Below are 24,984 nucleotides of genomic sequence, written 5' to 3' on the forward strand. Positions count from 1 at the left end.
GGAGAGTTGTGTATGAATATATTAGTAACAGGTGGGGCCGGATTTATTGGAAGTAATTTTGTGCATTATATGTTACAAAGCTATGAAACATATAAAATTATTAATTTCGATGCATTAACATATAGTGGAAACTTAAATAATGTAAAGTCTATTCAAGATCATCCGAATTACTATTTTGTAAAAGGTGAAATTCAAAATGGAGAGCTGCTGGAGCATGTTATTAAGGAACGTGATGTGCAAGTCATTGTCAATTTCGCAGCTGAATCACATGTGGACCGTAGTATTGAAAATCCGCTTCCTTTTTATGATACAAATGTAATTGGGACAGTCACCTTATTAGAATTAGTAAAAAAATATCCGCATATTAAACTCGTGCAAGTATCAACGGATGAGGTGTATGGCTCTTTAGGAAAAACAGGGCGATTTACCGAGGAAACCCCGTTAGCTCCAAATAGTCCATATTCTTCAAGCAAAGCGAGCGCCGATATGATAGCTTTATCTTATTATAAAACATATCAATTACCAGTTATAGTAACGCGTTGTTCCAATAACTACGGGCCGTATCAATATCCTGAAAAATTAATTCCGTTAATGGTTACGAATGCGCTCGAAGGAAAAAAATTACCGTTATATGGCGATGGATTAAATGTAAGAGATTGGTTACATGTAACGGATCATTGTCGTGCGATTGACGTTGTTTTGCATAAGGGACGTATAGGAGAAGTATATAATATAGGTGGAAATAATGAAAAAACAAATATAGATGTTGTGGAACAAATTATTACTCTCTTAGGAAAAACGGAAAAGGATATTGAATATGTGACAGATCGTTTAGGACACGACCGCCGTTATGCGATTGATGCAGAGAAAATGAAGAATGAATTTGATTGGGAACCGAAGTATACGTTTGAGCAAGGGTTACAAGAAACGGTGCAATGGTATGAGAAGAATGAGGAATGGTGGAAACCATTAAAAAAGTAAGGGGCATATAAATGAGAGAACGGATTATCATAACAGGAGCAAATGGTCAATTGGGAAAGCAACTACAAGAAGAGTTAAATCCTGAAGAATATGACATATATCCATTTGATAAAAAGTTACTAGATATAACAAATATATCCAAAGTGCAGCAAGTGGTACAAAAAATAAGGCCACATATCATTATTCATTGTGCAGCGTATACGAAGGTTGATCAAGCTGAGAAAGAACGAGATCTTGCTTATAGAATAAATGCAATAGGGGCTCGAAATGTAGCAGTTGCCTCACAATTAGTGGAGGCAAAGTTAGTTTATATTAGTACGGATTATGTATTTCAAGGTGATAGACCGGAAGGGTACGATGAATTTCATAATCCGGCGCCGATAAATATATACGGGGCTTCTAAATATGCGGGAGAGCAGTTCGTCAAAGAGTTACATAATAAATACTTTATCGTTCGTACATCATGGTTGTATGGTAAGTATGGAAATAATTTTGTGAAAACGATGATGCGATTAGGGAAAGAAAGAGAAGAAGTATCTGTTGTAGCGGATCAAATCGGTTCTCCTACGTATGTGGCGGATTTAAATGTAATGATTAATAAGCTCATCCATACTTCTTTATACGGTACGTATCACGTATCCAATAGAGGATCATGTTCTTGGTTTGAATTTGCAAAGAAAATATTTTCGTATGCAAATATGAAAGTGGATGTATTACCGGTTTCAACTGAAGAATTTGGATCGGCGGCAGCGAGACCAAAATATTCTATTTTCCAACATAACATGCTGCGATTAAATGGTTTTTTACAAATGCCTTCTTGGGAAGAAGGATTAGAGCGTTTTTTTATAGAAACAAAAAGTCATTAACAATTTTCAGTTAATGACTTTTTTGTTTGCCTTTAAGAGGTTTTATGTTACTATAATTATAGTATCAGGTACTAATAACAAGTATAAGTATTTCTGGGAGGATATATCATGGAACTATTACAAGGGAAAACATTTGTTGTTATGGGCGTTGCGAACCAAAGAAGTATTGCATGGGGAATTGCTCGCTCTTTGCATAATGCAGGTGCAAAATTAATCTTCACATATGCAGGAGAACGTTTAGAGAGAAACGTTCGTGAATTAGCGGATACATTAGAAGGACAAGAGTCACTTGTATTACCTTGTGATGTAACAAATGATGAAGAACTTACAGCTTGCTTTGAAACAATCAAACAAGAAGTTGGTACAATTCACGGTGTAGCACATTGTATTGCTTTTGCAAATCGTGACGACTTAAAAGGTGAATTTGTAGATACTTCTCGCGATGGATTTTTACTTGCACAAAATATTAGTGCATTCTCTTTAACAGCTGTAGCAAGAGAAGCGAAGAAAGTAATGACAGAAGGCGGAAATATTTTAACGTTAACATATCTTGGCGGCGAGCGCGTTGTGAAAAACTATAACGTTATGGGTGTAGCAAAAGCTTCATTAGAAGCGAGCGTGAAATATTTAGCTAACGATTTAGGTCAACATGGCATTCGCGTTAACGCTATTTCTGCAGGTCCAATTCGTACGTTATCTGCAAAAGGTGTAGGCGACTTTAACTCAATCTTAAGAGAAATTGAGGAGCGCGCACCACTTCGTCGTACAACAACGCAAGAAGAAGTTGGGGATACAGCAGTATTCTTATTCAGTGATTTAGCACGCGGCGTAACAGGAGAAAACATTCACGTTGATTCAGGGTATCATATCTTAGGATAAATATAATATTAATTTTAAAGGACAATCTCTACATGTTGAGATTGTCCTTTTTATTTGTTCTTAGAAAGAACGATTTTTAACGAAAGTTCTTACCACGTTATGAATATAAGTATAATAGTACACGATTTATTCAGCTACGTATGGAAGTGGGAGGGACGAGTGTGAAGAATAAAAATAAAAGTTCAACAGTTGGAAAACCGTTGTTATATATTGCGCAAGTAAGTTTGGAACTTGCTGCACCGAAAATCAAAAGAATTATTTTAACAAACTTTGAAAATGAGGATCAAAAAGAGGAAAGTAATAGAAACGAAAATGTTGTAAGTAGTGCGGTGGAAGAGGTAATAGAAGAGCAACAAGAGCAAAAAGAGCAACAAGTAGAAGAGAAAATAGAAGAAGAAGAGGAACTGGAACAGAAACAGAAAGAACCAGTGAGAACTGTCCCGTATAATAAATCATTTAAGGATATGAATAATGAAGAGAAGATTCATTTTTTATTAAATCGTCCTCATTATATTCCGAAAGTAAGGTGCAGAATAAAAACAGCTACAGTCTCATATGTTGGATCAATCATCTCGTATCGTAATGGAATTGTAGCCATTATGCCGCCAAATAGTATGAGAGATATTAGGTTATCTATAGAGGAGATAAAATCGATTGATATGGCCGGCTTTTAAATATGTAAAGGTGGTAGAAATCTTCTACCACCCCAATAGTTTTTTAGTTTACTTCACTTATTAGATAGTAACGTCGCGTAAGCATTGAATCGCACAGAAACAGCTTAAATCAACAGTAATACAAGTAGATGTCGATACTAGTCTTGCATTTGGTACAGCTAAAAACGTACAAATTGGATCGTCAGTAGGTGGTACCGGAGTACCGTCACCTAATACTACACTTAATACACGTAGCACAGCACAGCTATCATCATCTACGCTTTCCACACGGAAAATTGGAGATCGGCAGCTAGTAAGGCTTGATGATGGTGCAAATGCTTCAAAAGGTACTCCAGCTTTTGTGTATAAAATAAAAGGACGTGTATTTGCTACTGATGCAGTATTGTGTGCACCTAAAAATGGAATTTCACAACCAGATCCACACGTTGTTGTAGAACAATCTTGTAATTCATTGATGAATTTTACAACGTCAACTACACAATGAGAAGAGCCATGGTGTTTATTTTCGTTACAACTCATTAATGTCACTCCTTATCTTCTTGTTTGTATTTACATTAATAAGATATTGGAGTTGAGGAGATTTGGTCACAATCTCAAGACCTTTTTTTTTAAATAGGCGAAAGAGGATAAGGGAAGGTGGAATTATGCTGTTTACAAGCTGGCTTTTATTTTTTATTTTCGCGTTAGCTGCTTTTAGGCTCACTCGTTTAATTGTTTATGATAAAATTACAGGCTTTTTGCGAAGACCATTTATTGATGAATTAGAAATTACAGAGCCGGATGGAAGTGTATCAACTTTTACAAAAGTAAAAGGTAAAGGATTAAGAAAGTGGGTTGGCGAATTATTAAGCTGTTATTGGTGTACAGGTGTATGGGTTAGTGCTTTTTTATTAGTCTTATATAATTGGATTCCGATCGTTGCAGAGCCGTTACTTGCATTATTAGCTATTGCAGGAGCAGCAGCAATCATTGAAACGATTACAGGATATTTTATGGGAGAATAATATATTTCCATAATACGAGAAAAAGCGGAGTTTAAAAGAATGAGGGAACGGAAATAAAGAGTTGTTCATATAGTAAATAGACAGAATTGACAGTAGAGGAGATGTTTGCTGTGAGCAATAATCCAAGGCAAAATTCATATGACCTGCAGCAATGGTATCACATGCAGCAACAACACCAAGCACAACAACAGGCATATCAAGAACAATTACAGCAACAAGGATTTGTGAAGAAAAAGGGATGTAATTGTGGAAAAAAAAAGAACACAATAAAACACTATGAAGAATGAAACACTCATGTTACTGTGAGTGTTTTTTATTATACATATAAAAAAGCGGTATTTCTGTATTAGAAATACCGCTTTTTACTAGCTAATTTGTGCAACTGTTAATGCTGCAGCACGGATGTCTACAGTTCCAATTAACTCGACTGGTACAATTTGAATTAAGTCACCAGGGTTTAAGTTAATAAGAATAACACCGCTGGATACGTCTACTTCACCAGTACCAATAACGTTAGAACGAACCGCTGTACCTGATCCAGGAATAATGTTAGCTGGTGTACCTAATGATAAGAAGAAACGACCAGCTTCTGGTGCAGTAGGTACGTTATCAAGACTAATTGTTAATGTATAACTGATTTGATAAATACCAGCTCGTAGAATTCGAATGCCATCTCCGACACTTACTGTATCATTTATTACAGGAACAGGAATATTTGGATTGGGGCTTACGCTAGGTAATAGTAGTGGTGTAAATAGTGAAGCGAACTGAGGTGCAGACGCGTTGAAAGCAAAACCGAAGGCAGGTAGTGTACTAGCTGGTTTTGCCTCGCAATCAATTTTCGTAAATTCGCAATCAGAAGAGAACATGTTTTTCACTCCTTTATCTGTTTCTACTTTCAGTTAATGAAAAGGACAGGTTCTATGTTCTAGACAAGTTCCCAATTTTAAGAAATTTACATAATAATACTCGTTAAGCATGGATTGGGTGGCAGATAATTCTGCCACCCAATCCATGCTTAACTCATTATTTAGTTTTAAATCGTAACATCACGTAAGCATTGAATAGCGCAGAAGCAACTTAAATCAACAGTAATACAAGTGTTAGTCGATATTAATCTTGCATTTGGTACAGCCAAAAACGTACAGATTGGATCGTCAGTAGGTGGTACAGGAGAGGTATCACCTAATACGACACTTAATACACGCAATACAGCACAATCATCATCATCTATACTCTCGACACGGAAAATTGGAGAGCGGCAGCTAGTAAGGCTTGCAGATGGCGCGAATGCTTCAAAAGGTACTCCAGCTTTTGTATATAAAATAAAAGGACGCGTATTTGCTACGGATGCGCTATTATGTGCTCCTAAAAATGGAACCTCGCAACCAGATCCGCATGTTGTCGTTGCACATTCTTGTAGTTCATGTATAAAACGAACGACATTAGATACACAGTTGAAATCAAAATCATGTTGATGATCTTCGTTACAATTGCAGCTCATTATGTTCACTCCTTCTCGTGAGTTCTGACATACACTATTACAATATGAGTGGGATATGGTTGATATTACGTTAATTCTTATGATAAAAAGAGGGAATTTATATAGGAGGGATGTACATATTGCAATATAAAAAAAGACATCCTTATTTCGTGGATGTCTTTTCAGGTAAATCTTTTCGCACAGTATACAAAAAGCGAGATATATCTAATTTTTTTCCTCTAAAAAATTGCGGAGAGGAAATGTACAATTCTTCTTTCGCACGTGTAATTGCGACATAAAGTAGTCGGCGTTCTTCTTCTAAAGCTTCAGAAGTCTCTGTAACACGATCATTTGCATCTTTTAAAGAAGAAGTATGAGGCAGAATACCATCGCTCGCCCCGAGTAAAAAGACACATGGAAATTCAAGTCCTTTTGCGTTATGAATAGACATAAGCGAAACAGCATCTTTTTGCGGCATTGTTTTTAATGCTTCCATTTCTTTTTGCCCTTGAATGGCTTCATCAATAAACTGTAAATAAGCTGGAATGTCGGTGAAACGAGTTGCAGACTCCATTAATTCTTCTAACATTTCTTCTTGTATATCTTTATGCATCGTAAAGGAAGAACGATCGTTACTTTGTAAGTACTCTAAATACTTTCCTTTACCATGAATAATTTCTTTTAATGCTTTTTTCGGTTCTAATTCTTTTATAAATTTAATAAAATCGATACGCTCATTTACCTTTTTCACTTGAAAAGGTTTTAAGTTCGGATTTAATAATAAGAAATGAAGAAGAGAAGGGAAACGGCCTTCACCATATTTCCATTGTTCACGTTCAATAAATGAAATACAATCATCACGCCCGATATACATCGTTGGTAATATGTTTGAAAGTGATTCTAATCGAAATGGTTCAATTACGAGTCGTAAATGATCCAATACAGGCTTAATTAAAGAATGTTCATAAAATGACTGACTCGCACCGTGCTTAATAAACGGGATTTTATGAATGGTAAGCTGATCAAGTAACGAACGGCTTACAGAATGTGTGCGATACAGCAAACAAAAATCTTTATAATTTCGTTCACCACTATCTACTTTTTCTTGAATGAGCTGCAAAATTTGATTTGCTTCATCAAGAGTCGTAGCCGGTCTTGCGTAAAAAGGTTGTACACCTTCTTCACGAACAGAATATAGTTCTTTATCAAACCGTTCTTGATTTAGTTTGATAACTTCATTTCCAAGTCCGACAATAAAAGGATTGGATCGATAATTCGTATTAAGGGCGATAATCGTAGTGTTATCAAATTCTTTTGGAAAAGATAAAATAATTTGGTGACTTGCTCCTCGCCAACCGTATATCGCTTGATCGTCATCACCTGCGATAAATAAATTATTTCTTGGCGAAGCTAACAATTTTACAATTTCATATTGAGCATACGATGTATCTTGGAACTCATCTACTTCAATATAGTGGAAACGTTGTTGTAATTGGGTAAGCAAAGGAGCGTTATTTTCTAACATATAATATGTTTCTAATAAGATGTCATCGAAATCAATATAATTATATCGTTGTTTCACTTCTTCAAAACGCTCGTATACTTTTTTAAATTCTTGTTCAACGGGTGTTTTTGCTTTTACATCTTTCGGACGATTTAATTTGTTTTTCTCAAGTGAAATCATCGCGAGCATCGTTTCAGCATCATAATCGTCTTTTAAACGCAATTCTTTTAAAATTTTCTTTATCATAATTTGTTTATGTTTTTCGTTTGCTAAAATTTGCTGATTATATCCTTGACTACGAAGCAATTTTAAAAAGACAGAGTGGAATGTACCGGCAACAACGTAGCTACTTGCCGCATGATTCATACCCGGTAAATTCGCTACACGATTTCGGATTTCTTCAGCCGCTTTTTGTGTAAATGTAAGTAATAAAATATTTCGCGGATGAACTTGTTTTACATTTACTAAATAACCGACGCGAGTTGTTAAAACAGATGTTTTCCCGCTTCCAGCACCAGCCAGTGTAAGAACAGGGCCTTCTGTCGTTCGTACAGCCTCTAATTGTTTTTCGTTTAAAAATACATTTTGCTGTTCGAGAGCGCGGAAATACGCCGCATCTGCATCTTCTTCCATAATTAAATGGGTAGATGTTTTCGGAATATGATATGTTGCACGTGGAATATCAGCGTGCGTTAATGATTTTTGTGAAAATTTTTCTTGTGTCATATATTCACCTTCAAAACTATAGCATCAACATTTAACTTTAGCGGAAGAAAAAGAAAATAGCAATGTAAAAAACAGGAGGGGATACCTCCTGTTTTCAAATTACAATTCTTTTATCATAACGATGTGAGGAATATTTGCTTCCATAAATACATCAGAATTCGTTACATATCCAAGTTTCTTATAGAAATCTTCTGCATGTGTTTGAGCATGCAGCTTCAATTTTGGTAGCGAGTTTTCCTTCGCATATGCTTCAAGTGCATTCATAACAATTTTTCCGATGCCTTTTTTTCGATGGGAAGCTAGTACGCAAATGCGTTCCATTTTTCCTATTCCATCAATGGTGCGAAAACGCCCAGCACCAACGGGAACATCATTATCATATATAACGACGTGTATGGAAGTTTCTTCAAACTCATCATACTCTTCTTCGGCAGAAACTTGCTGTTCCTTCACAAATACTTGCTTACGTACAGAGAATGCATCTCTTAGTTGTTCGTCCGTTTGTACGATCTGTGCATGCAAATTAGTTGTTCCCCTTTCCAAGGCGGAATGTTTCGTGTACAGTCCATGTTCCGTTTTCTAATTGATATAGAAGGTGGAAGCGGTCAATTGGTTGTTCGTAATAGAAATCTTTCATACGTAATCGACCTAGTACATCAGCATGCTCTGCATCTGATAAGCCTTGTCCAATTGTTAAATGAGGTACAAAAGCGTATTCGCGTTCTTGTGTAAAGAATCCGCTATGCATTTCCTCATTTAAGAAAGTAAGTTCAGGTGTTTTTTCTACTTTAAAATAAATAACATTATTAACAGGTGCGAATGAACCAACTTTTCCAACATGAAGGGTGAAAGGGTTCGTTTTACTTGCGATTGTATGTAACTCGTTTACAATCGATTCTAATTGTTCATCTTGCGTCTCAAAGGGTGTTTTCAATGTAATATGTGGCGGAACTAATGCGTAGTGCGGATCATAACGTTTACGCAATCCGTTCGCTTTATCTTGAATCATTTTAGATGGAAAAATTACAATGCCTAATTTCATGTTCCAATTCCTCCCTTTGTAAGTCTAGTTAGATTTTGAGAAAATAACTCTCTTAATCTATTATATCAAATTATTCTGAATACTGCTCTCTATTATTTCATTGATAGCATATGAGAGAAAGCTTTCGGTAAATCAGTTTGCCAATATTTCCACGTATGATTACCTTCAAACTCCTCGTAATGCGTGATGAAATTTCTATCTGTCAGAAGCGTATTAAGCTCACGGTTCGGCCCTACGAAATCAGATACTTGTCCATCCGTGCGCTTTACAGCTGTTTCTTCTGTCCCAATAACGTGATAAAGCTCTAGCGCCTCCGGATTTTTGAAGTCTTTTGCTAAGTTCATTACTGTTTCATCCACAAATGGTGATTGCATAACGACTTTACCGAATGTATGCGGATACATAAGTGCAGTCATAAAGGAAACTGTTCCGCCAAGAGAATCTCCAATTAGCACGCGACCTTTTCCCATTTGGTACGTTGGATAATTTTCATCGATATATGGCGCAAGTTCATGAGCAAGGAAACGAATATAAGCAGCGTTTTTTACTTCGTTTGGGAAATATTTTTCTTTACGATCGTGGACATTTTTATAGGGAATACCGACAATAATTGTACGGTCAATTTCTTCAGTTTCACGAAGGCGCTCAATTACACGGTGTGCTTTCCCAAGCTGAAAATAATCTCTGCCATCTTGTGCAATGACAACTGTATGTTTGTGCAGCGGTGTGTAATTTACCGGTAAGTAAACGAGAAGTGTAACATCTTCTTGAAGTGATGCACTATAAAATGAAATTTCTTCAATTCTCCCAATTGTTTGATTCATGTAGATCCCCCTAAATAAAAATTTACTGTAATAATTGTAAGAGCGACGCTTGTAGTGAAAAAGAAAGAAATATTCACTAATAGGTGCTTTCGTTTCTATTTTACCATAATGGTACGAAGAATCTAAAAAATTAGTATTTAAGTTAGGAAAGAAAACGGATATAATGAAGTGGGATTTTTGACAGGTGAGAGGGGAGACGGAATTTGAAACAAGAAAGATCAATCGCACTACCATTAGCCATTTCCATTATAGCCATTTCATTCGCAGCAGTTTTTGTAAAGATGTCCTCAGCACCATCTTCCATATTAAGTATGTATCGATTATGGATTATCGTACTTCTTATGCTGCCTATCGTTTGGAAAAAACGGGAAGAGTTTAGTAAGATTCAAATAAAAGATTGGGGATTTTTAATTGGATCTGGTTTCTTTTTAGCACTTCATTTTCTTTTATGGTTTGAATCTTTAAAGCATACAACAGTTGCGAGTTCGACGATTATTTTAGCGCTTCAACCAATCGTATCTTTAGTTGGAGGTTTTTTCTTATTTAAAGAAAGAACAACATACTCAGCCATTGCGACAATGGGAATTGCGATATTAGGTGTAGTGTGTATTGGTTGGGGAGATTTAGGACTAAGTAAACAAGCAATTTATGGAGATATATTATCCTTTTTAAGTGTAATAGCAGTTGTCGGTTATTTATTTATCGGGCAAACGACAGTAAAGAAAGTATCACACTGGATTTACAGCTTTACAGTCTTTGCATTCGCAGGTATTTTTATGGGAATTTATAATATAGTATTGCAAGTGCCTTTTACAGGTTATACAAAGTGGGATTGGACCGTCTTTCTTTTACTTGCGGTCGTGCCGACAGTGTCACACGTCATTAATAATTGGTTATTAAACTACGTAAATGCAACAACAATTTCGATGAGTATTTTAGGGGAACCAGTTGGAGCATCTATACTAGCGTTCTTCTTACTTGGGGAAAGATTAAATGCAATGCAAATGATCGGTAGCATACTCGTATTGTTTGGTGTATCTGTTTTCTTATTGCAGCAACAAAAAAGAACAGCAAAAAATGTCGTAAACGAGCCTGTTTATACACAGGAATTATAATGTTAAGAGAGAAAAGAGAAGTTGTGATACTTCTCTTTTTGTTTTATAGAAATACGGGCGGCGTAGAAGGGGGAGGGAAATGGAGTTTCTATCAAAAAAAGATGCATGGTTATATCCGATTTTTTTCGTTGTCATGGGAGCGTGTTTTGCTCCCATATTTGCAGGAAGAGAATATTTTCTTTTATTTTTCACAATCCCATTAGCCATAGTATTTATTTGGAGTTGGTTTTCAACAAAATATATTGTCGGAGAAGAAACAATTACTATTAGATCCGGTTTCGTGAAAAAGCGCATATTGATACGAGATATAAAACAAATTTCAAATACGAAAAATCCAATAGCAGCCTATGCATTGTCACTTGATCGACTTGAAATTATTTATGGATCACATCAAACAGAAATTATTTCTCCTAAAGATAAAGAGAAATTTATCAATCTCGTTACAAGTAAAAATCCACACATTGAAATAAAGTAAAAGAGTGGCTTCATAGCCACTCTTTTACTTTGGGTTTGTCATATAAGGTTGTACATGAATGTTACATAGGTCCCTGAACTTACCTTCAGCAGTTGTAACAATTACGACTGCTCTACCTGCACTTTTTCCAGTAATCGTTACTGTATCACCTTTTGGATACAGTGTGATAACATCAGCATTCATATTCGTCCAAATAAGTTCGTTATTGGTTGCTTGTACTGGCAAAACAGTGGCGGACAACTCAGTGCTTTGGCCAGTTCTTATTTTCAACTTATTTTTTTCCATATGAACACCGATGACTGAAATAACAGAAGGAGCGATTGAAATTTTAGGTGGATTAGGTTGTATGTTCAAACAAGACGCAGAAGTATTGGTGATAGGTGAAAATTTTCGTGTTTGTTGTTGCTGGAAAGCTGCTAACATGTTGGAGTCCCCTTTCTGTATAAGTGCTGATAGTATTACTATAAAGGAGTAGTGTTACGTTTAATTTAATGAAACATAAAGAAATTGTTAAATTCGAGCAGAAGATTGTCGAACATTGATAAATTGCAAATTTAATTAGTTCTTTACCAATCGGGCAGTTATTTCCCACCTAGCTCCTTCGTATTCGCCGAATTTTGAGGTGTGAGTCTTATTGCCAACAAATAGCGGGATAAAAAGAAAGCTCTGCTATCATAACAGCAGAGCTTTTCCTTTATAGATTATCACTATGTTGTTTTTCGAAATTCTCAAATTGCTCTTCAATTTCTTTTGAAGGCTGTGTTAGTAAACTAACAATTACGATTACTAGTAAACTAATAGTGAAACCAGGAATCATTTCATATAAGAATTCTTTTAAGAATTTGAATTGAGTCCAAATAATGACTGTAGCGGCACCAGAAATCATACCAGCAAGTGCGCCCCACTTCGTCATACGTTTCCAGTATAAGCTTAATAAAATAGCAGGTCCGAATGAAGAGCCAAATCCAGCCCAAGCGTATCCAACAAGAGCTAAAATCGTATCATTTTGTTTAAACGCTAATGCACATCCAACTAATGCAATAACAAGTACAGCCATACGGCCGACAAATACAAGCTCTTTATCAGAAGCAGAACGTTTAAAGAAAGTACGATATAAGTCTTCAGTTATGGCACTAGAAGTAACGAGTAACTGAGATGAGATTGTACTCATAATTGCTGCTAAAATAGCGGCTAATAAAAATCCAGTAATAAGCGGGTGGAATAAAATTTTTCCCAGTTCCAGGAAAATTGTCTCTGGATTGGATAGCTTTAATCCTTTGTCTGAGTAGTATGCAATACCGATAAGACCAGTAAACATAGCTCCAACAACAGAGAAAATCATCCAGCTCATACCAATTCGTCTTGCACTTTTAATTTCTTTTACAGAAGAAATTGCCATAAATCGTACGATAATATGTGGTTGTCCAACATAACCAAGGCCCCATGCGAATAATGAAATAATACCTAATACAGAAGTGCCTTTAAAAATGTCTAATAATGTTGGATCAATTGATTTAATTGTGCTAAATGCTGGACCAAGCCCATTTACATTCATAATTGTAACAGTAGGAACAAGAATAAGAGCAATTACCATAATGATTCCCTGCACGAAGTCTGTCCAACTTACTGCCAAGAAACCACCAAATAACGTGTAAGCGACAACAACGCCTGCAACAATGAATAATCCAACATGGTAGTTCATACCAAATGAATTTTCAAATAATACAGCGCCTGAAACTAATCCTGAAGCTACATAAAAAGTAAAGAAAATCATAATAACAAGTCCAGATACTAAGCGTAGCATATGGGATTTGTCTTGGAATCGGTGTTCCAAAAATTCTGGGATAGTAATAGAGTTGTTTGCAATTTCTGAGTAGGTACGTAAGCGAGGAGCGACATATAGCCAGTTTGCGTATGCGCCTAGTGTTAGGCCGATCGCAATCCAACTACTACTTAATCCAACGCTAAACATTGCACCGGGTAAGCCCATTAAAAGCCAACCACTCATATCGGATGCTCCAGCACTTAATGCCGTTACTGCGGGGCCTAGTGTACGCCCGCCAAGCATATAATCTGTTAAGTTGGACGTTCGTTTATAGGCAAAATAGCCAATTACTAACATCCCGAGCATGTAAATAGAGATAGAAGTTAAAGTTAACATCTGCGTACTCATGTAGTTCCCCTTCCTTTTGTCATGTCTTTTGATGCGTTATGCATATTTATAATCTATCATGATTATTCTGAAAAATCCATATAGAAATATGAATTTTCAGAAATGTAAGCGTTTTTCGATGTCATTTTACTTTTTTAATATATAATATTCATACAAAAAACCTTATTTTTAATAGAGTATTTATTATATTTACATAAAAAGAGGTTGTTTTGTCAATATAATATTGAAAGGAGAGAAAAATAAAATTTTTTAAAAAGTATTGACTTGTGAAAAAAGTTAGGTCTATAATGAGTGCAACTTAAAAAAATGCAAGCGTTGATGAAGAAGAGTACACATGATGAACATGTCAGAGAGCTGATGGTTGGTGCGAATCAGTATGGAATTGATGTGGAATGGGCTTCGGAGCTTCCAAACCGAAACGAAAGAAGTAGGCTTTGGCGACATGATCTCATCGATACAAGAGACACGTATTGTTTTTGATACGGTAAAGTGCGTTACGTTCGTAACGAATTAAGGTGGCACCACGGGAGTACCCGTCCTTTCTATAGGATGAGTACTCCCTTTTTGTGTATAAAAAATTAAATAAATGAAATCGTTTAAGTAAGAAGAGTACGTATATTGGAGACGTTACAGAGAGCCGGGGATAGGTGGGAGCCCGGTGCGGTGTCATATACGGAATGGGCTTACGAGAGGTATGCTGAACAATTATTTTCAGTAGGCAACCCGGGTTCCGCCGTTACAAGGATAAGGTATAAATTTTGTACCTGAACAAAGCGGGATGCTTTTGCATCCAACACGAGGTGGTACCGCGGTATATTTATCGTCCTCTACATATTTTCGATATGTAGAGGACTTTTTTATTTTTCAGGGCGAGGTGAAGGACATGATGACGAAAGAAGAATTTATAAAACAAAAAAGAGAGAGAAAGACATTTTTAGTAATCACTGAAGAAGAAGGAGATAGCATTACGCCAATTTCTTTATATAGACGTATGAAAGGTAAAAAGAAATTTTTATTAGAAAGCTCACAGCTTCATCAAGATAAAGGGCGCTATTCTTACTTAGGTTGTAATCCATATAGTGAAGTGAAAAGTGCTGGTACAGAAGTGGAACGAACTATTTACGGCAGGTCAGAAAAGTTGCAAAGTAACGTACTTCAAGTGTTAGAAGAAGTGATTGCGTCAGCTCAAGTAGATAGTCCATTTCCATTTTGCGGTGGAGCAGTTGGTTATATTGGCTATGACGTCATTCGGCAATATGAAAACATTGGAGCAGATTTATATGATCCATTGAATATTCCAGAAGTACACCTTTTAATATATCGTGAGTTTATCGTTTACGATCATTTACGCCAAAAGTTGTCGTTTGTATATGTATGCAGGGAAGATGATTCAGCAGATTACGAAGAAGTATATGAAAGGTTGCAAATATACAAAGAAGAAGTGCTACAGGGAGAAGAAGCTGAAGTAACCGAAATAAGATCAACACTATCATTCACTTCTTCTATAACGGAAAAAGAATTTTGCGCGATGGTAGAAACGGCGAAAGAACATATTGGGGCCGGGGATATATTTCAAGTTGTATTATCTCAGCGTTTGCAAAGCGAATGTATTGGAGATCCATTCGCGTTATATCGAAAACTTCGAATTGCCAATCCATCACCATATATGTTTTATATCGATTTTCAAGATTATGTTGTACTCGGTTCTTCGCCAGAAAGTTTGTTATCGGTAAGGGAGGATAAAGTAATGACGAATCCAATTGCCGGTACGAGACCGAGAGGGAAAACGAAGGAGGAAGATACGGAGATTGAAAAAGAACTGTTAGAAAATGAGAAAGAGCGAGCGGAGCATATGATGCTTGTAGATCTTGGGCGAAATGATATTGGTAGGGTGAGTGAAATCGGCTCAGTTACGATAGATAAATATATGAAAGTAGAAAAATATTCTCACGTTATGCACATTGTATCTGAAGTTTACGGAACATTACGAAAACGAATGAGCGGATTTGATGCATTAGCGTATTGCTTACCAGCGGGGACGGTATCAGGTGCTCCGAAAATTAGGGCGATGGAAATTATAAATGAGCTAGAGAATGAAAAAAGAAATGTGTACGCCGGTGCAGTTGGATACGTTAGTTTTTCAGGGAATCTTGATATGGCGCTCGCCATTCGAACAATGGTTGTAAAGGATGAAAAAGCATACGTTCAGGCAGGAGCGGGTATCGTTTACGATTCAGATCCAGTAGCTGAATATGAAGAAACATTAAATAAAGCGAGAGCGCTATTGGAGGTAATGAAATGATTGTACTGATCGATAATTATGATTCATTCACATATAACTTGTATCAACTATTAGGCGAATACGAAGAAGAGATTGTTGTCGTAAGAAATGATCAAATAACGATAGAACAATTAGAAGAAATGAACCCAAAAGGAATTGTGCTTTCGCCAGGACCAGGAAAACCAGAGGATGCTGGCATTTGTATTGAAGTGATTCATCATTTTTATAAGAACGTTCCCATGTTAGGTATTTGCCTTGGTCATCAAGCAATTATATCAGCGTTTGGAGGAGAGATTGTAAGAGCAGAGCGCATTAAACACGGAAAAACATCGCGTGTGAAACATAACGGAACGTCAATTTTTTCGTATGTGACGCAGCCGCTAACAGCGATGCGCTACCATTCTCTTGTTGCAGCACAAACGAGCTTGCCACAGTGTTTTGACATATTAGCGACAGCGATGGACGATGGAGAAATAATGGCAGTTCGTCACAATTATTATCCGCTCTTCGGATTACAGTTTCATCCGGAATCAATCGCGACAGAAGAAGGCGGAAAGTTAATACGTGCCTTTTTAGGCGAAGTGAAAGAGGAGGAAAGAGTATGAATAACTATCTTCGTAAATTGGTGGAGGGACAACATTTAACAGAAGAGGAAATGTATAAAGCGGGGATTCTTTTATTAAATGAAAACATATTGGAAAGTGAAATTGCAGCTTTCTTAGTCTTACTGAAAGCGAAAGGTGAAACGGCAGAAGAAATATACGGTCTCGTTCGAGCTCTTCGCGAAAAGGCATTACCGTTTTCGAATCATATACAAGGCGCGATGGACAATTGCGGGACAGGTGGTGACGGTGCCCAAACGTTTAATATTAGCACAACATCAGCATTTGTACTGGCAGGAGCTGACGTAAAGGTTGCAAAACATGGTAATCGTGCTGTTTCTAGTAAAACAGGAAGTGCAGATTTATTAGAAGAACTCGGTGTAAATATTAGTAGTACGCCAAACGAAATTGATTATTTATTAGAGCATGTCGGAATCGCATTTTTATTCGCACCAGCGATGCATCCAGCATTAAAGCGCATTATGAAAATAAGAAAAGAATTAAACGTTCCGACGATCTTTAACTTAATTGGACCGTTAACGAATCCGGTGAATTTAGAAACACAATTTGTCGGCATTTATAAACGAGATATGTTACTACCAGTTGCGCAAGTACTACAGAAACTAGGAAGAAAACAAGCACTTGTCGTAAACGGAAGTGGGTTTTTAGATGAAGCATCATTGCAAGGAGAAAATCATGTTGTCATTTTAAAAGATAATGAAATAGTAGAAACGAGTATTGAACCTGAGAAATATGGATTCTCAATAGTGAAAAACGAAGAGATTAGAGGAGGGAATTCGAAAGAAAATGCAAAGATTACGCTCGGAGTATTAAGCGGAGAGAAGAGTGTTTACCGTGATACTGTTTTATTCAATGCAGGGCTTGCTCTTTTCGCAAATGGAAAAGCAAAGACGATTGAAGAAGGAATAACACTCGCAGCACATAGCATTGACTCTGGAAAAGCATTAGCGAAACTAAACTTATTAATTGCAGCAAGTAACGAAAAATTAGAAAGGGTGAATTAAAGTGGGGACGATTTTAGACAAAATTGTAGATCAAAAGAAAAAGGAAGTTGCGGCATTATATGAAACATATACACCAGTAAAAGAAAAAAGAAAAACGCGCTCACTTGTAAAGGCTCTAGAGCAATTTACTGTCATTGCAGAAGTAAAGCGAGCATCACCATCAAAAGGAGATATTAATTTACATGTTGATGTACGAAAACAAGTGAAGGCATATGAAGAATGCGGCGCTGGTGCAGTTTCTGTTTTAACAGACGGTCAATTTTTTAAAGGATCATTTTATGATTTACAAACGGCAAGAGAAGAAAGTAGCATTCCGCTTTTATGTAAAGATTTCATAATCGATAAGATTCAAATTGATAGAGCGTATGAAGCTGGTGCAGATATTATTTTACTAATCGTAGCGGCGTTAACGAAAGAGAAATTAAAAGAGTTGTATAGCTACTTACTAGAAAAAGGATTAGAAGCGATTGTTGAAGTTCATGATGAACAGGAATTAGAAATTGCAATCCAATTAAATCCGCACGTTATTGGTATTAACAACCGTAATTTAAAAACATTCGAAGTCGATTTAAGTCAAACAGAAAAGCTTGGAAAACGATTAAATGAGGAGAAATTACTTTGGATTAGTGAGAGTGGGGTTCATTCAAAAGAAGACATGATCCGCGTTAAACGAGCTGGGGCAAAAGGTGTACTAGTTGGAGAAGCGCTTATGACATCGTCTTCTATTCATACCTTTTTTGAAGATTGTAAGGTGAACATATGAAAGTGAAAATTTGCGGGATCACTGATATGGAAACAGCAAAACGTGCTTGCGAATACGGAGCTGATGCAATCGGATTTGTTTTTGCAGAAAGTAAGCGGAAAATTACTCCAGGGCTAGCGAAAGAAATCATTCAGGAACTTCCAGCCAACGTGTTAAAAATCGGTGTTTTCGTAAATGAATCAGTAGAAGTAATCCAGATAATTGCAGATGAATGCGGGTTAACACATGTACAACTACATGGGGATGAAGATAATCATCAGATTAGAAGATTGAATATTCCGTCTATAAAAGCACTCGGAGTAACTTCAGAGGCCGATATGAGAAATGCTCAAGCATATGAAACGGATTATATATTGTTTGATAGTCCGAAAGAAAAGTTTCACGGAGGAAATGGAAAGACATTTTCTTGGGAGTTACTTGCGCATATGCCAAAAGAATTACGAGAGAAAACGATATTAGCTGGTGGATTAAACACTCTTAATATAGAAGAAGCAATTCGAACTGTTCGGCCATATATGGTCGATGTGAGCAGCGGAGTAGAGACAGAAGGAAAGAAAGATGTAGAGAAAATAAAACAATTTATTATAAAAGCGAAGGAGTGTTCTAAATGAACTACGCATATCCAGATGAAAAAGGTCACTACGGTATATACGGAGGACGATACGTTCCAGAAACGTTAATGCAATCTGTATTAGAACTAGAAGAAGCATATAAAGAGGCAATGGAAGATGAAGAGTTTCAAAAGGAATTAAATCATTATTTAAAAACGTATGTCGGAAGAGAAACACCGCTTTATTTCGCTGAGAATATGACGGGGTATTGCGGAGGTGCAAAGATTTATTTAAAACGTGAAGATTTGAACCATACAGGAGCTCATAAAATTAACAATACAATTGGTCAGGCACTTCTTGCGGTGCGAATGGGAAAGAAAAAAGTTGTCGCTGAAACAGGAGCTGGACAACACGGAGTCGCAACAGCTACTGTATGTGCCCTTCTCGGTTTAGAATGCGTCATTTTTATGGGAGAAGAAGATGTAAGACGTCAAAAATTAAATGTGTTCCGAATGGAATTACTCGGAGCGAAAGTAGAAAGTGTAGCAGCAGGTAGCGGTACATTAAAAGATGCGGTAAACGAGGCGCTTCGCTACTGGGTTTCACATGTGCATGATACGCACTACATTATGGGATCTGTTCTCGGACCACATCCATTCCCGCAAATTGTTCGTGATTTCCAAAGTGTAATTGGGAAAGAAACAAAAAAACAATATGAAGCATTAGAAGGAAAGTTACCAGAAGCAGTCGTTGCTTGTATTGGTGGTGGTAGTAATGCGATGGGAATGTTTTATCCGTTCGTACACGATAAAGAAGTTGCTCTTTACGGCGTAGAAGCAGCAGGGAAAGGAGTTCATACAGAAAAGCATGCAGCTACTTTAACGAAAGGAAGCGTTGGCGTTCTCCACGGATCGATGATGTATCTTCTGCAAAATGAAGAAGGACAAATTCAAGAAGCTCACTCTATTTCGGCGGGACTTGATTACCCTGGTGTTGGGCCAGAACATAGCTTGCTAAAAGATATTGGCCGCGTTTCTTATCATTCCATTACTGATGATGAAGCGTTAGAAGCATTTCAATTATTAACGAAAAAAGAAGGAATTATCCCGGCGTTAGAAAGCTCGCATGCTGTCGCGTACGCTTTAAAATTAGCGCCGCAAATGAAGAAAGACGAAGGGCTTGTCATTTGTTTATCTGGCCGCGGTGATAAAGATGTAGAGAGTATAAAACGTTATATGGAAGAGGTGTAAACAATGGGAGTAGAAAAAATGAAAGCAGCATTTGAAAATGGCAAGAAAGCATTTATTCCGTACGTAATGGGCGGAGATGGTGGCCTTGAAAAATTAAAAGAAAGAATTCGTTTTCTAGACGAAGCGGGAGCAAGCATCGTTGAAATCGGCATCCCGTTTTCAGATCCAGTCGCAGACGGCCCGACGATTCAAAGAGCAGGGAAACGAGCGCTAGATAGCGGTGTAACAGTAAAAGGCATTTTTCAAGCATTAATAGAGGTAAGGAAAGAAGTGCAAATTCCGTTTGTACTCATGACATATTTAAATCCAGTACTTGCATTCGGGAAAGAACGATTTATCGAGAACTGTATGGAAGCAGGGGTAGACGGTATTATCGTTCCGGATTTACCGTATGAAGAACAAGACATTATTGCACCGCTTCTCCGAACTGCAAATATCGCTTTAATCCCACTCGTTACCGTTACGAGCCCAATTGAGCGAATCGAGAAAATTACGAGTGAATCAGGAGGGTTCGTCTACGCTGTTACAGTAGCAGGCGTAACAGGCGTACGTCAAAACTTTAAAGAGGAGATTCATAGTTACTTAGAAAAAGTAAAATCACATACGCATTTACCGGTAGTGGCAGGGTTCGGTATTTCAACAAAGGAACATGTAGAAGAAATGATTACAATATGTGACGGGGTTGTCGTTGGAAGTAAAATTATTGAACTGTTAGAAAATGAAAAACGAGAAGAAATATGTGAATTCATACAGGCAACAAAACAAAAAGAAGAGGCATAAGTCTCTTCTTTTTGTTTTCTGTAATAAATGTTAAAATATACAGAAAATACATATAATTTAGAGGGTGAGAAAGCATGCTAAGACGTAAACTACTATATCTTCTCTTAACTGTACCACTATACGCTTGGCTCATTAGCATGACGAAAATAGAATTGATGGCTCTATTTTTAGGATATGTATTCATCTTTTCCAACTTAAATCGCATTCAAGAGCAATCTATTTTAGAAATATGTATATTTTCGATTAGTATAGAATTATTTAGTATCGTTTCGATTGTATTGTTAAATGAATTATTCCGATGGATCCACTCATTTGAATTCATGAAATTTGGGAATGTTGTATTGCAAGTCATATGTGCTTATATTGTGTTTGTTGTGTTAGACAAAATAATTGGGCAGCAGACGGTTTTTGAGAATAATAGATAAATTGTTGTGTACTCAAAAAAGGAGCCTATGTTATTAAGATATTTTATTTTGATATGATTTTTAAAACTGAATTTGGATTTTTTATATACATAGGATTTACTATTATAGCTGCAATGCAGATTGACAATAAATTTGTTTTCCATACGTGAAAACAAATTTTGTAAGCAAAAATTCCGTTAATTTTTAAGTGATTGTTTATCATTTAAAATAATTAATTGGAAGATTGTTTTTCAACAACTTATATAGGCATAGAAAAAATTGTGATTATAGGAGGAAAACATTGAAAAAATTAATTGCTTTTTTATTAATTTTTATTCCCATTTTAGGAAGCTGCTCAAAAGAATACAGTGTTTTTTCTGGAGAAAGTCAACATTGGGCAGGAAGATATTCAGTAAACATTGATGGGAATGAAGAACATGGGAATTATGATTTTCATTATAAGAATGGTGATAAAGATACAAAATTTGAGAATTTAGAAATTAGTATTAGCAGTAAATTTGAACAGACTTCTAAAAAGGTAGAGATTCATAAGGGGGCAACTATTTTTTTATCATCTAATTGTCAGGGATGTATGGCAACTGATAAAAAGGAGAGTATAAAAGTTACCATTAAATGGAATGGTAAGAATGAAGAAACGTTCTTGTTGAAATCAAAAAAATAAAATGTTCCAAGTACTATAGAGGGACTGAAAAAGTAATTAATTAAAAAAACAAGAATTTTTATCAAAAGTCTCTTTTTTCTTATAAAATGGGCTTTTTCGGTACCCTTATACTATAACACCTAACTTTTTCATGAATAGCTGTAGTAATAAATTATTCAATTGTGTTTTTATAGGGACGTTGCAACCAACTTACAAACTCTTCTAGTCTCATACGTTTGAGATCTTTCCTAGTTTCTTGTATATATATAAGAAATATTACTTTAATGCATAACAGTATGTTTTCTATGTGTTCCTACTGGCCTCTGTATAATCCAAATACTTAATGCATTATCGCAAAAATACCTTCTTTATCTACCCATATGTACCTTTTCCCATATTCTGGTATTAACTCTTATACACAAATCTTCCTTCCTGAAATTTTTGTACTCGGTCAACTGACCTCAATAACCCTTTTGCTGTGAGTTACTTCTTTGTCTCAAAAACTAATATATGTTCTTTTAACAGGGGATACATAATAAATAATCTCTTTCATTATAATATGTTTAATCACTCGTCTTCTTTTGTGAATCTGTTATATAATAGTTGAAAATTGTATTTTAAACGAAATGAGATGATAACATGGCCATATTTTTGGCACTTATCCCAATTATGATGATTTTCATTTGCTTATTTTTATTGAAACAAACGTCATTAAGATCCTCGTTAATTTCTTATGCGGTATGTGTTGGAATCGTTTTACTCTCGCCAACGTTTCAATTAGGGATAAGTGAAACTGTGCACGCAACGATTAAAGGATGGTTAATTTGTTTTATTGTCGGGTACGTTTTATTTTTCGGTATTTTTTTATTTCACCTCATGAACAAAATGGGGTACATCGACCAAGTAGCGCGTTTTTTAGAAGAAGTGACGCAAGATCGTTTATTACAAATGCTTCTTATGTGTTTTGGTATTTGCCCACTAATTGAATCGGTAAGTGGATTCGGAATTGGTTTTATGGTTGCAGCACCTATTTTTCTTTCATTAGGTTATAAACCGTTCCAAGCTGTACTGCTCTCGTTTATCGGCTTACTAGCTAGTTCATGGGGGGCAATGGCAACTGGTACGATTATCGGTTCGCAACTTATCAATATGCCGCTTACAACACTCGGTACAAATACAGCGCTATTAAGTATCCCGATGTTTGCTTATTTCGTCATTCTTTCTTTACACGTTGTTGGCGGCTGGCAGGCGGTTATTGAAAAGTGGAAGGAAGGATTCAGTTTCTTTCTATTATTTTCTCTCGGAATCTATCTTTCTAACGCATACGTAAGTGTTGAACTAGCAGGTATACTAAGTTCTATCATTACGATTACATTTGGCTTTCTTATCATTAAATTAAAAGGAAAAAGTGGGCAAAATCTTATAACAGAGCATGCGGCTGCAACGGAGAGAGAAGTATCTATTATAAAAATTATTAGCCCTTATATATTTCTAACAGTTTGTATTTTACTTTCTCGCCTCGTTCCAGCATTACATGATTTGTTCAGATCATATGCGGTTCTTGATTTGAAATCATACTCTTACAAACTAGAGTTACTATATTCACCAGGATTTTGGCTCGGTATGACTTGCTTATTTACTATTATTTTCTTCCGCATCCCGTCTAATATTATTAAACAATCACTCTCACAAACGATCAAACAATGGATTCCTTTTGCGATTACGACGACAATGTTTATCGCCATTTCAGAATTAATGGGTGCATCTGGCATGCATTCATTACTTGCAAAAACGGCTGGTGAAACATTTGGAACATTTTTCGTTTTCGTTGCTCCGTTTATCGGTGGTATCGGTGGCTTTTTAACAGGTAGTAATGCAGGCTCAAATGCGATGTTCATAAAACTACAAATGCAAACGGCGCAAAATGTAGCACTCCCGTGGCAATACGTCACAACATTGCAAAACACCGCATCATCAGTAGCGACGATCGCTTGCCCGTCACGGATTACACTAGGTGCGTATTTATGTAACATTCCGTATCGTGAAAATGAACTATTAAAGAAGACGACGTTAATGATTTTTGGTGCGGTGTTGCTTATAGTGGTAGAGGTTGTTGTTTGGTATATGTTGAGAAATTAAAAATCCTCCTGACATAGGAGGATTTTTGTTATGAGTGGATAATGTTTTAAACATGAATAGCTTCTATTAAATGAATAGGAGATGAAATGTATGCCCCTAAAAAACTACGGCGTGTTAAAAGGTACAGTTATACAATCTAAAATCGGAAAAGGGAAAACTCCTCATTATCAAGTTCATTTACAAGGTGAAGCAGAAGTAGATTATCGTATTGCAATTAACGTAAAGTCGCAAAGTTATCCGTCAGAAGTTTTATATTTTGCAAGCGACAATATTCGGTCAGAAGCGATTCATATTTTACCAACATTACCATTTGGTTTTACAGAAATAAAAAACAATGAACCGAAAGTAGCTTTAGACTACGTAAGAGGTAATTTATTTGATTCCAAGCAAATGATTCCTTTACCTGCTGAAAAAGCAGGAGTGGATAATGATTTAAATGAAAAAATAGAACGTTATATAAAACAAGCAATAGAAGAAAAAGCAATTATTTACGCGTTCGGTGAAAGATGGGGACCAGAAGAAAATACACCCGATTCTTACTTTCATTTCGAACCAGGAAACGGGATACATGATATTCACATGAATCAAGGGAATGTAGAAAAATGGAAAGGTGATAATGGTATATGGCAAGACGGAGGAATACTCATTCACTTTGAAAAGGAAGAAAAATGGATCGGTATATTCCTTGCCTTCCAGTCACAGTCATGGTGTACCGATGAAGAGGGACATGCTCGTGTGCCGGTTGAGCATTGTGATTATAAGAGGAATAATTGAGAAGAAGA

28 protein-coding genes and 2 other annotated features are annotated in these 24,984 nt (G+C 36.3%); of the genes, 19 read left to right on the forward strand and 9 right to left on the reverse strand.

Going from position 1 to position 24,984, the window contains the following annotated elements; translation table 11 throughout:
• The first annotated feature begins 12 nt into the window (after positions 1-12).
• The 4 genes from rfbB to PSR14_RS07240 all read left to right on the forward strand — a co-directional run bounded on the left by rfbB (position 13) and on the right by PSR14_RS07240 (position 3,400).
• The gene (rfbB, locus tag PSR14_RS07225; protein WP_001024147.1) at positions 13-981 is read left to right on the forward strand and encodes a dTDP-glucose 4,6-dehydratase; all 969 of its coding nucleotides are present in this window, start codon (positions 13-15) and stop codon (positions 979-981) included.
• An 11-nt stretch (positions 982-992) separates the two neighbouring features.
• Complete coding sequence (rfbD, locus tag PSR14_RS07230) at positions 993-1,847, forward strand: dTDP-4-dehydrorhamnose reductase (protein WP_001209175.1); 855 nt, start codon at positions 993-995, stop codon at positions 1,845-1,847.
• A 108-nt stretch (positions 1,848-1,955) separates the two neighbouring features.
• Complete coding sequence (gene fabI / locus PSR14_RS07235) at positions 1,956-2,726, forward strand: enoyl-ACP reductase FabI (RefSeq protein WP_000421886.1); 771 nt, start codon at positions 1,956-1,958, stop codon at positions 2,724-2,726.
• Between the two features lie 140 nt (positions 2,727-2,866).
• Positions 2,867-3,400 carry a spore coat CotO family protein gene (locus PSR14_RS07240; RefSeq protein ID WP_074532198.1) on the forward strand — a complete coding sequence of 178 codons (534 nt, stop codon included), beginning with the start codon at positions 2,867-2,869 and terminating at the stop codon, positions 3,398-3,400.
• A 60-nt stretch (positions 3,401-3,460) separates the two neighbouring features.
• On the opposite strand, the gene exsY is transcribed toward PSR14_RS07240, so the two are convergent.
• A complete protein-coding gene (exsY, locus tag PSR14_RS07245) occupies positions 3,461-3,919 on the reverse strand; it encodes an exosporium assembly protein ExsY (RefSeq protein WP_001277736.1) in 459 nt (152 codons plus the stop codon).
• Between the two features lie 125 nt (positions 3,920-4,044).
• On the opposite strand from exsY, the gene PSR14_RS07250 reads away from it, so the two are divergent.
• Together PSR14_RS07250 and PSR14_RS07255 are read left to right on the forward strand one after the other, a co-directional pair.
• Positions 4,045-4,404 carry a DUF1360 domain-containing protein gene (locus PSR14_RS07250; RefSeq protein ID WP_000899670.1) on the forward strand — a complete coding sequence of 120 codons (360 nt, stop codon included), beginning with the start codon at positions 4,045-4,047 and terminating at the stop codon, positions 4,402-4,404.
• A 101-nt stretch (positions 4,405-4,505) separates the two neighbouring features.
• Positions 4,506-4,691: a hypothetical protein gene (locus PSR14_RS07255; RefSeq protein WP_011181560.1), complete on the forward strand. Its 186-nt coding sequence runs from the start codon at positions 4,506-4,508 to the stop codon at positions 4,689-4,691.
• A gap of 78 nt (positions 4,692-4,769) precedes the next feature.
• On the opposite strand, the gene exsF is transcribed toward PSR14_RS07255, so the two are convergent.
• The 6 genes from exsF to PSR14_RS07285 form a co-directional block, all read right to left on the reverse strand.
• On the reverse strand, positions 4,770-5,273 hold the full coding sequence (gene exsF, locus PSR14_RS07260) for an exosporium protein ExsF (protein WP_000492931.1): 504 nt from the start codon (positions 5,271-5,273) through the stop codon (positions 4,770-4,772).
• Positions 5,274-5,440: 167 nt separating this feature from the next.
• Positions 5,441-5,908, reverse strand: a complete 468-nt coding sequence (gene cotY, locus PSR14_RS07265) for a spore coat protein CotY (protein WP_001277716.1) — start codon at positions 5,906-5,908, stop codon at positions 5,441-5,443.
• 142 nt (positions 5,909-6,050) lie between these two features.
• Positions 6,051-8,117 carry an ATP-dependent helicase gene (locus PSR14_RS07270; RefSeq protein WP_406644180.1) on the reverse strand — a complete coding sequence of 689 codons (2,067 nt, stop codon included), beginning with the start codon at positions 8,115-8,117 and terminating at the stop codon, positions 6,051-6,053.
• A gap of 99 nt (positions 8,118-8,216) precedes the next feature.
• The gene (locus PSR14_RS07275) at positions 8,217-8,639 is read right to left on the reverse strand and encodes a GNAT family N-acetyltransferase (RefSeq protein WP_000543279.1); all 423 of its coding nucleotides are present in this window, start codon (positions 8,637-8,639) and stop codon (positions 8,217-8,219) included.
• Between the two features lies 1 nt (position 8,640).
• Positions 8,641-9,159, reverse strand: coding sequence for a YjcG family protein (locus tag PSR14_RS07280; RefSeq protein ID WP_000765876.1), 519 nt, complete (start codon positions 9,157-9,159; stop codon positions 8,641-8,643).
• A gap of 92 nt (positions 9,160-9,251) precedes the next feature.
• Entirely contained in the window at positions 9,252-9,983 is a 732-nt protein-coding gene (locus tag PSR14_RS07285) for an esterase family protein (protein WP_001076848.1), read from the reverse strand.
• A 203-nt stretch (positions 9,984-10,186) separates the two neighbouring features.
• On the opposite strand from PSR14_RS07285, the gene PSR14_RS07290 reads away from it, so the two are divergent.
• Both PSR14_RS07290 and PSR14_RS07295 read left to right on the forward strand, forming a co-directional pair.
• Positions 10,187-11,098 carry a DMT family transporter gene (locus PSR14_RS07290; RefSeq protein WP_048557232.1) on the forward strand — a complete coding sequence of 304 codons (912 nt, stop codon included), beginning with the start codon at positions 10,187-10,189 and terminating at the stop codon, positions 11,096-11,098.
• Positions 11,099-11,177: 79 nt separating this feature from the next.
• Entirely contained in the window at positions 11,178-11,573 is a 396-nt protein-coding gene (locus tag PSR14_RS07295; RefSeq protein ID WP_048557231.1) for a PH domain-containing protein, read from the forward strand.
• A gap of 24 nt (positions 11,574-11,597) precedes the next feature.
• On the opposite strand, the gene PSR14_RS07300 is transcribed toward PSR14_RS07295, so the two are convergent.
• Complete coding sequence (locus tag PSR14_RS07300; protein ID WP_098487023.1) at positions 11,598-11,996, reverse strand: Ig-like domain-containing protein; 399 nt, start codon at positions 11,994-11,996, stop codon at positions 11,598-11,600.
• A gap of 271 nt (positions 11,997-12,267) precedes the next feature.
• Positions 12,268-13,746: a sodium/proline symporter PutP gene (gene putP, locus PSR14_RS07305; RefSeq protein ID WP_000107220.1), complete on the reverse strand. Its 1,479-nt coding sequence runs from the start codon at positions 13,744-13,746 to the stop codon at positions 12,268-12,270.
• 306 nt (positions 13,747-14,052) lie between these two features.
• Positions 14,053-14,290 (forward strand) — a binding site (T-box leader).
• 42 nt (positions 14,291-14,332) lie between these two features.
• Positions 14,333-14,577 (forward strand) — a binding site (T-box leader).
• A 52-nt stretch (positions 14,578-14,629) separates the two neighbouring features.
• On the opposite strand from putP, the gene trpE reads away from it, so the two are divergent.
• The 11 genes from trpE (at position 14,630) to PSR14_RS07360 (ending at position 24,976) form a co-directional block, all read left to right on the forward strand.
• Positions 14,630-16,048, forward strand: a complete 1,419-nt coding sequence (trpE, locus tag PSR14_RS07310) for an anthranilate synthase component I (RefSeq protein ID WP_048557230.1) — start codon at positions 14,630-14,632, stop codon at positions 16,046-16,048.
• Positions 16,045-16,632 (forward strand): aminodeoxychorismate/anthranilate synthase component II, encoded by a 588-nt coding sequence (locus tag PSR14_RS07315; protein ID WP_048557229.1) that lies wholly within the window; start codon positions 16,045-16,047, stop codon positions 16,630-16,632. Before trpE ends, PSR14_RS07315 begins: the two co-directional genes overlap by 4 nt.
• Positions 16,629-17,654, forward strand: coding sequence for an anthranilate phosphoribosyltransferase (trpD, locus tag PSR14_RS07320; RefSeq protein WP_001067335.1), 1,026 nt, complete (start codon positions 16,629-16,631; stop codon positions 17,652-17,654). Before PSR14_RS07315 ends, trpD begins: the two co-directional genes overlap by 4 nt.
• Before the next feature lies 1 nt (position 17,655).
• Entirely contained in the window at positions 17,656-18,417 is a 762-nt protein-coding gene (gene trpC / locus PSR14_RS07325) for an indole-3-glycerol phosphate synthase TrpC (protein ID WP_000536685.1), read from the forward strand.
• Positions 18,414-19,028: an N-(5'phosphoribosyl)anthranilate isomerase gene (gene trpF / locus PSR14_RS07330; protein WP_000865097.1), complete on the forward strand. Its 615-nt coding sequence runs from the start codon at positions 18,414-18,416 to the stop codon at positions 19,026-19,028. Before trpC ends, trpF begins: the two co-directional genes overlap by 4 nt.
• Positions 19,025-20,218 (forward strand): tryptophan synthase subunit beta, encoded by a 1,194-nt coding sequence (trpB, locus tag PSR14_RS07335; protein ID WP_061535909.1) that lies wholly within the window; start codon positions 19,025-19,027, stop codon positions 20,216-20,218. The genes trpF and trpB overlap by 4 nt, the downstream gene beginning before the upstream one ends.
• A gap of 3 nt (positions 20,219-20,221) precedes the next feature.
• A complete protein-coding gene (trpA, locus tag PSR14_RS07340; protein WP_000537856.1) occupies positions 20,222-20,998 on the forward strand; it encodes a tryptophan synthase subunit alpha in 777 nt (258 codons plus the stop codon).
• Positions 20,999-21,072: 74 nt separating this feature from the next.
• Positions 21,073-21,423: a DUF4029 domain-containing protein gene (locus PSR14_RS07345; protein WP_000946146.1), complete on the forward strand. Its 351-nt coding sequence runs from the start codon at positions 21,073-21,075 to the stop codon at positions 21,421-21,423.
• 280 nt (positions 21,424-21,703) lie between these two features.
• On the forward strand, positions 21,704-22,084 hold the full coding sequence (locus PSR14_RS07350; protein ID WP_000733134.1) for a hypothetical protein: 381 nt from the start codon (positions 21,704-21,706) through the stop codon (positions 22,082-22,084).
• 618 nt (positions 22,085-22,702) lie between these two features.
• The gene (locus PSR14_RS07355) at positions 22,703-24,202 is read left to right on the forward strand and encodes an L-lactate permease (RefSeq protein ID WP_000974169.1); all 1,500 of its coding nucleotides are present in this window, start codon (positions 22,703-22,705) and stop codon (positions 24,200-24,202) included.
• Positions 24,203-24,292: 90 nt separating this feature from the next.
• Entirely contained in the window at positions 24,293-24,976 is a 684-nt protein-coding gene (locus PSR14_RS07360) for a DUF2278 family protein (protein ID WP_001128586.1), read from the forward strand.
• Positions 24,977-24,984: the final 8 nt, after the last annotated feature.

Origin of the sequence: Bacillus sp. A01H (assembly GCF_045277205.1) — a bacterium.
In the GTDB taxonomy this organism is placed as follows: domain Bacteria; phylum Bacillota; class Bacilli; order Bacillales; family Bacillaceae_G; genus Bacillus_A; species Bacillus_A paranthracis.

Coding starts and splice junctions, on each gene's coding strand:
- trpA (WP_000537856.1), top strand. CDS start 20,222: ATGGGAGTAGAAAAAATGAAAGCAGCATTTGAAAATGGCAAGAAAGCA.
- exsY (WP_001277736.1), bottom strand. CDS start 3,919: ATGAGTTGTAACGAAAATAAACACCATGGCTCTTCTCATTGTGTAGTT.
- PSR14_RS07285 (WP_001076848.1), bottom strand. CDS start 9,983: ATGAATCAAACAATTGGGAGAATTGAAGAAATTTCATTTTATAGTGCA.
- PSR14_RS07270 (WP_406644180.1), bottom strand. CDS start 8,117: ATGACACAAGAAAAATTTTCACAAAAATCATTAACGCACGCTGATATT.
- putP (WP_000107220.1), bottom strand. CDS start 13,746: ATGAGTACGCAGATGTTAACTTTAACTTCTATCTCTATTTACATGCTC.
- PSR14_RS07240 (WP_074532198.1), top strand. CDS start 2,867: ATGGAAGTGGGAGGGACGAGTGTGAAGAATAAAAATAAAAGTTCAACA.
- PSR14_RS07360 (WP_001128586.1), top strand. CDS start 24,293: ATGCCCCTAAAAAACTACGGCGTGTTAAAAGGTACAGTTATACAATCT.
- PSR14_RS07295 (WP_048557231.1), top strand. CDS start 11,178: ATGGAGTTTCTATCAAAAAAAGATGCATGGTTATATCCGATTTTTTTC.
- cotY (WP_001277716.1), bottom strand. CDS start 5,908: ATGAGCTGCAATTGTAACGAAGATCATCAACATGATTTTGATTTCAAC.
- trpD (WP_001067335.1), top strand. CDS start 16,629: ATGAATAACTATCTTCGTAAATTGGTGGAGGGACAACATTTAACAGAA.
- PSR14_RS07355 (WP_000974169.1), top strand. CDS start 22,703: ATGGCCATATTTTTGGCACTTATCCCAATTATGATGATTTTCATTTGC.
- fabI (WP_000421886.1), top strand. CDS start 1,956: ATGGAACTATTACAAGGGAAAACATTTGTTGTTATGGGCGTTGCGAAC.
- PSR14_RS07345 (WP_000946146.1), top strand. CDS start 21,073: ATGCTAAGACGTAAACTACTATATCTTCTCTTAACTGTACCACTATAC.
- trpF (WP_000865097.1), top strand. CDS start 18,414: ATGAAAGTGAAAATTTGCGGGATCACTGATATGGAAACAGCAAAACGT.
- rfbD (WP_001209175.1), top strand. CDS start 993: ATGAGAGAACGGATTATCATAACAGGAGCAAATGGTCAATTGGGAAAG.
- PSR14_RS07315 (WP_048557229.1), top strand. CDS start 16,045: ATGATTGTACTGATCGATAATTATGATTCATTCACATATAACTTGTAT.
- PSR14_RS07280 (WP_000765876.1), bottom strand. CDS start 9,159: ATGAAATTAGGCATTGTAATTTTTCCATCTAAAATGATTCAAGATAAA.
- rfbB (WP_001024147.1), top strand. CDS start 13: ATGAATATATTAGTAACAGGTGGGGCCGGATTTATTGGAAGTAATTTT.
- PSR14_RS07255 (WP_011181560.1), top strand. CDS start 4,506: ATGTTTGCTGTGAGCAATAATCCAAGGCAAAATTCATATGACCTGCAG.
- trpB (WP_061535909.1), top strand. CDS start 19,025: ATGAACTACGCATATCCAGATGAAAAAGGTCACTACGGTATATACGGA.
- PSR14_RS07250 (WP_000899670.1), top strand. CDS start 4,045: ATGCTGTTTACAAGCTGGCTTTTATTTTTTATTTTCGCGTTAGCTGCT.
- PSR14_RS07300 (WP_098487023.1), bottom strand. CDS start 11,996: ATGTTAGCAGCTTTCCAGCAACAACAAACACGAAAATTTTCACCTATC.
- trpE (WP_048557230.1), top strand. CDS start 14,630: ATGATGACGAAAGAAGAATTTATAAAACAAAAAAGAGAGAGAAAGACA.
- exsF (WP_000492931.1), bottom strand. CDS start 5,273: ATGTTCTCTTCTGATTGCGAATTTACGAAAATTGATTGCGAGGCAAAA.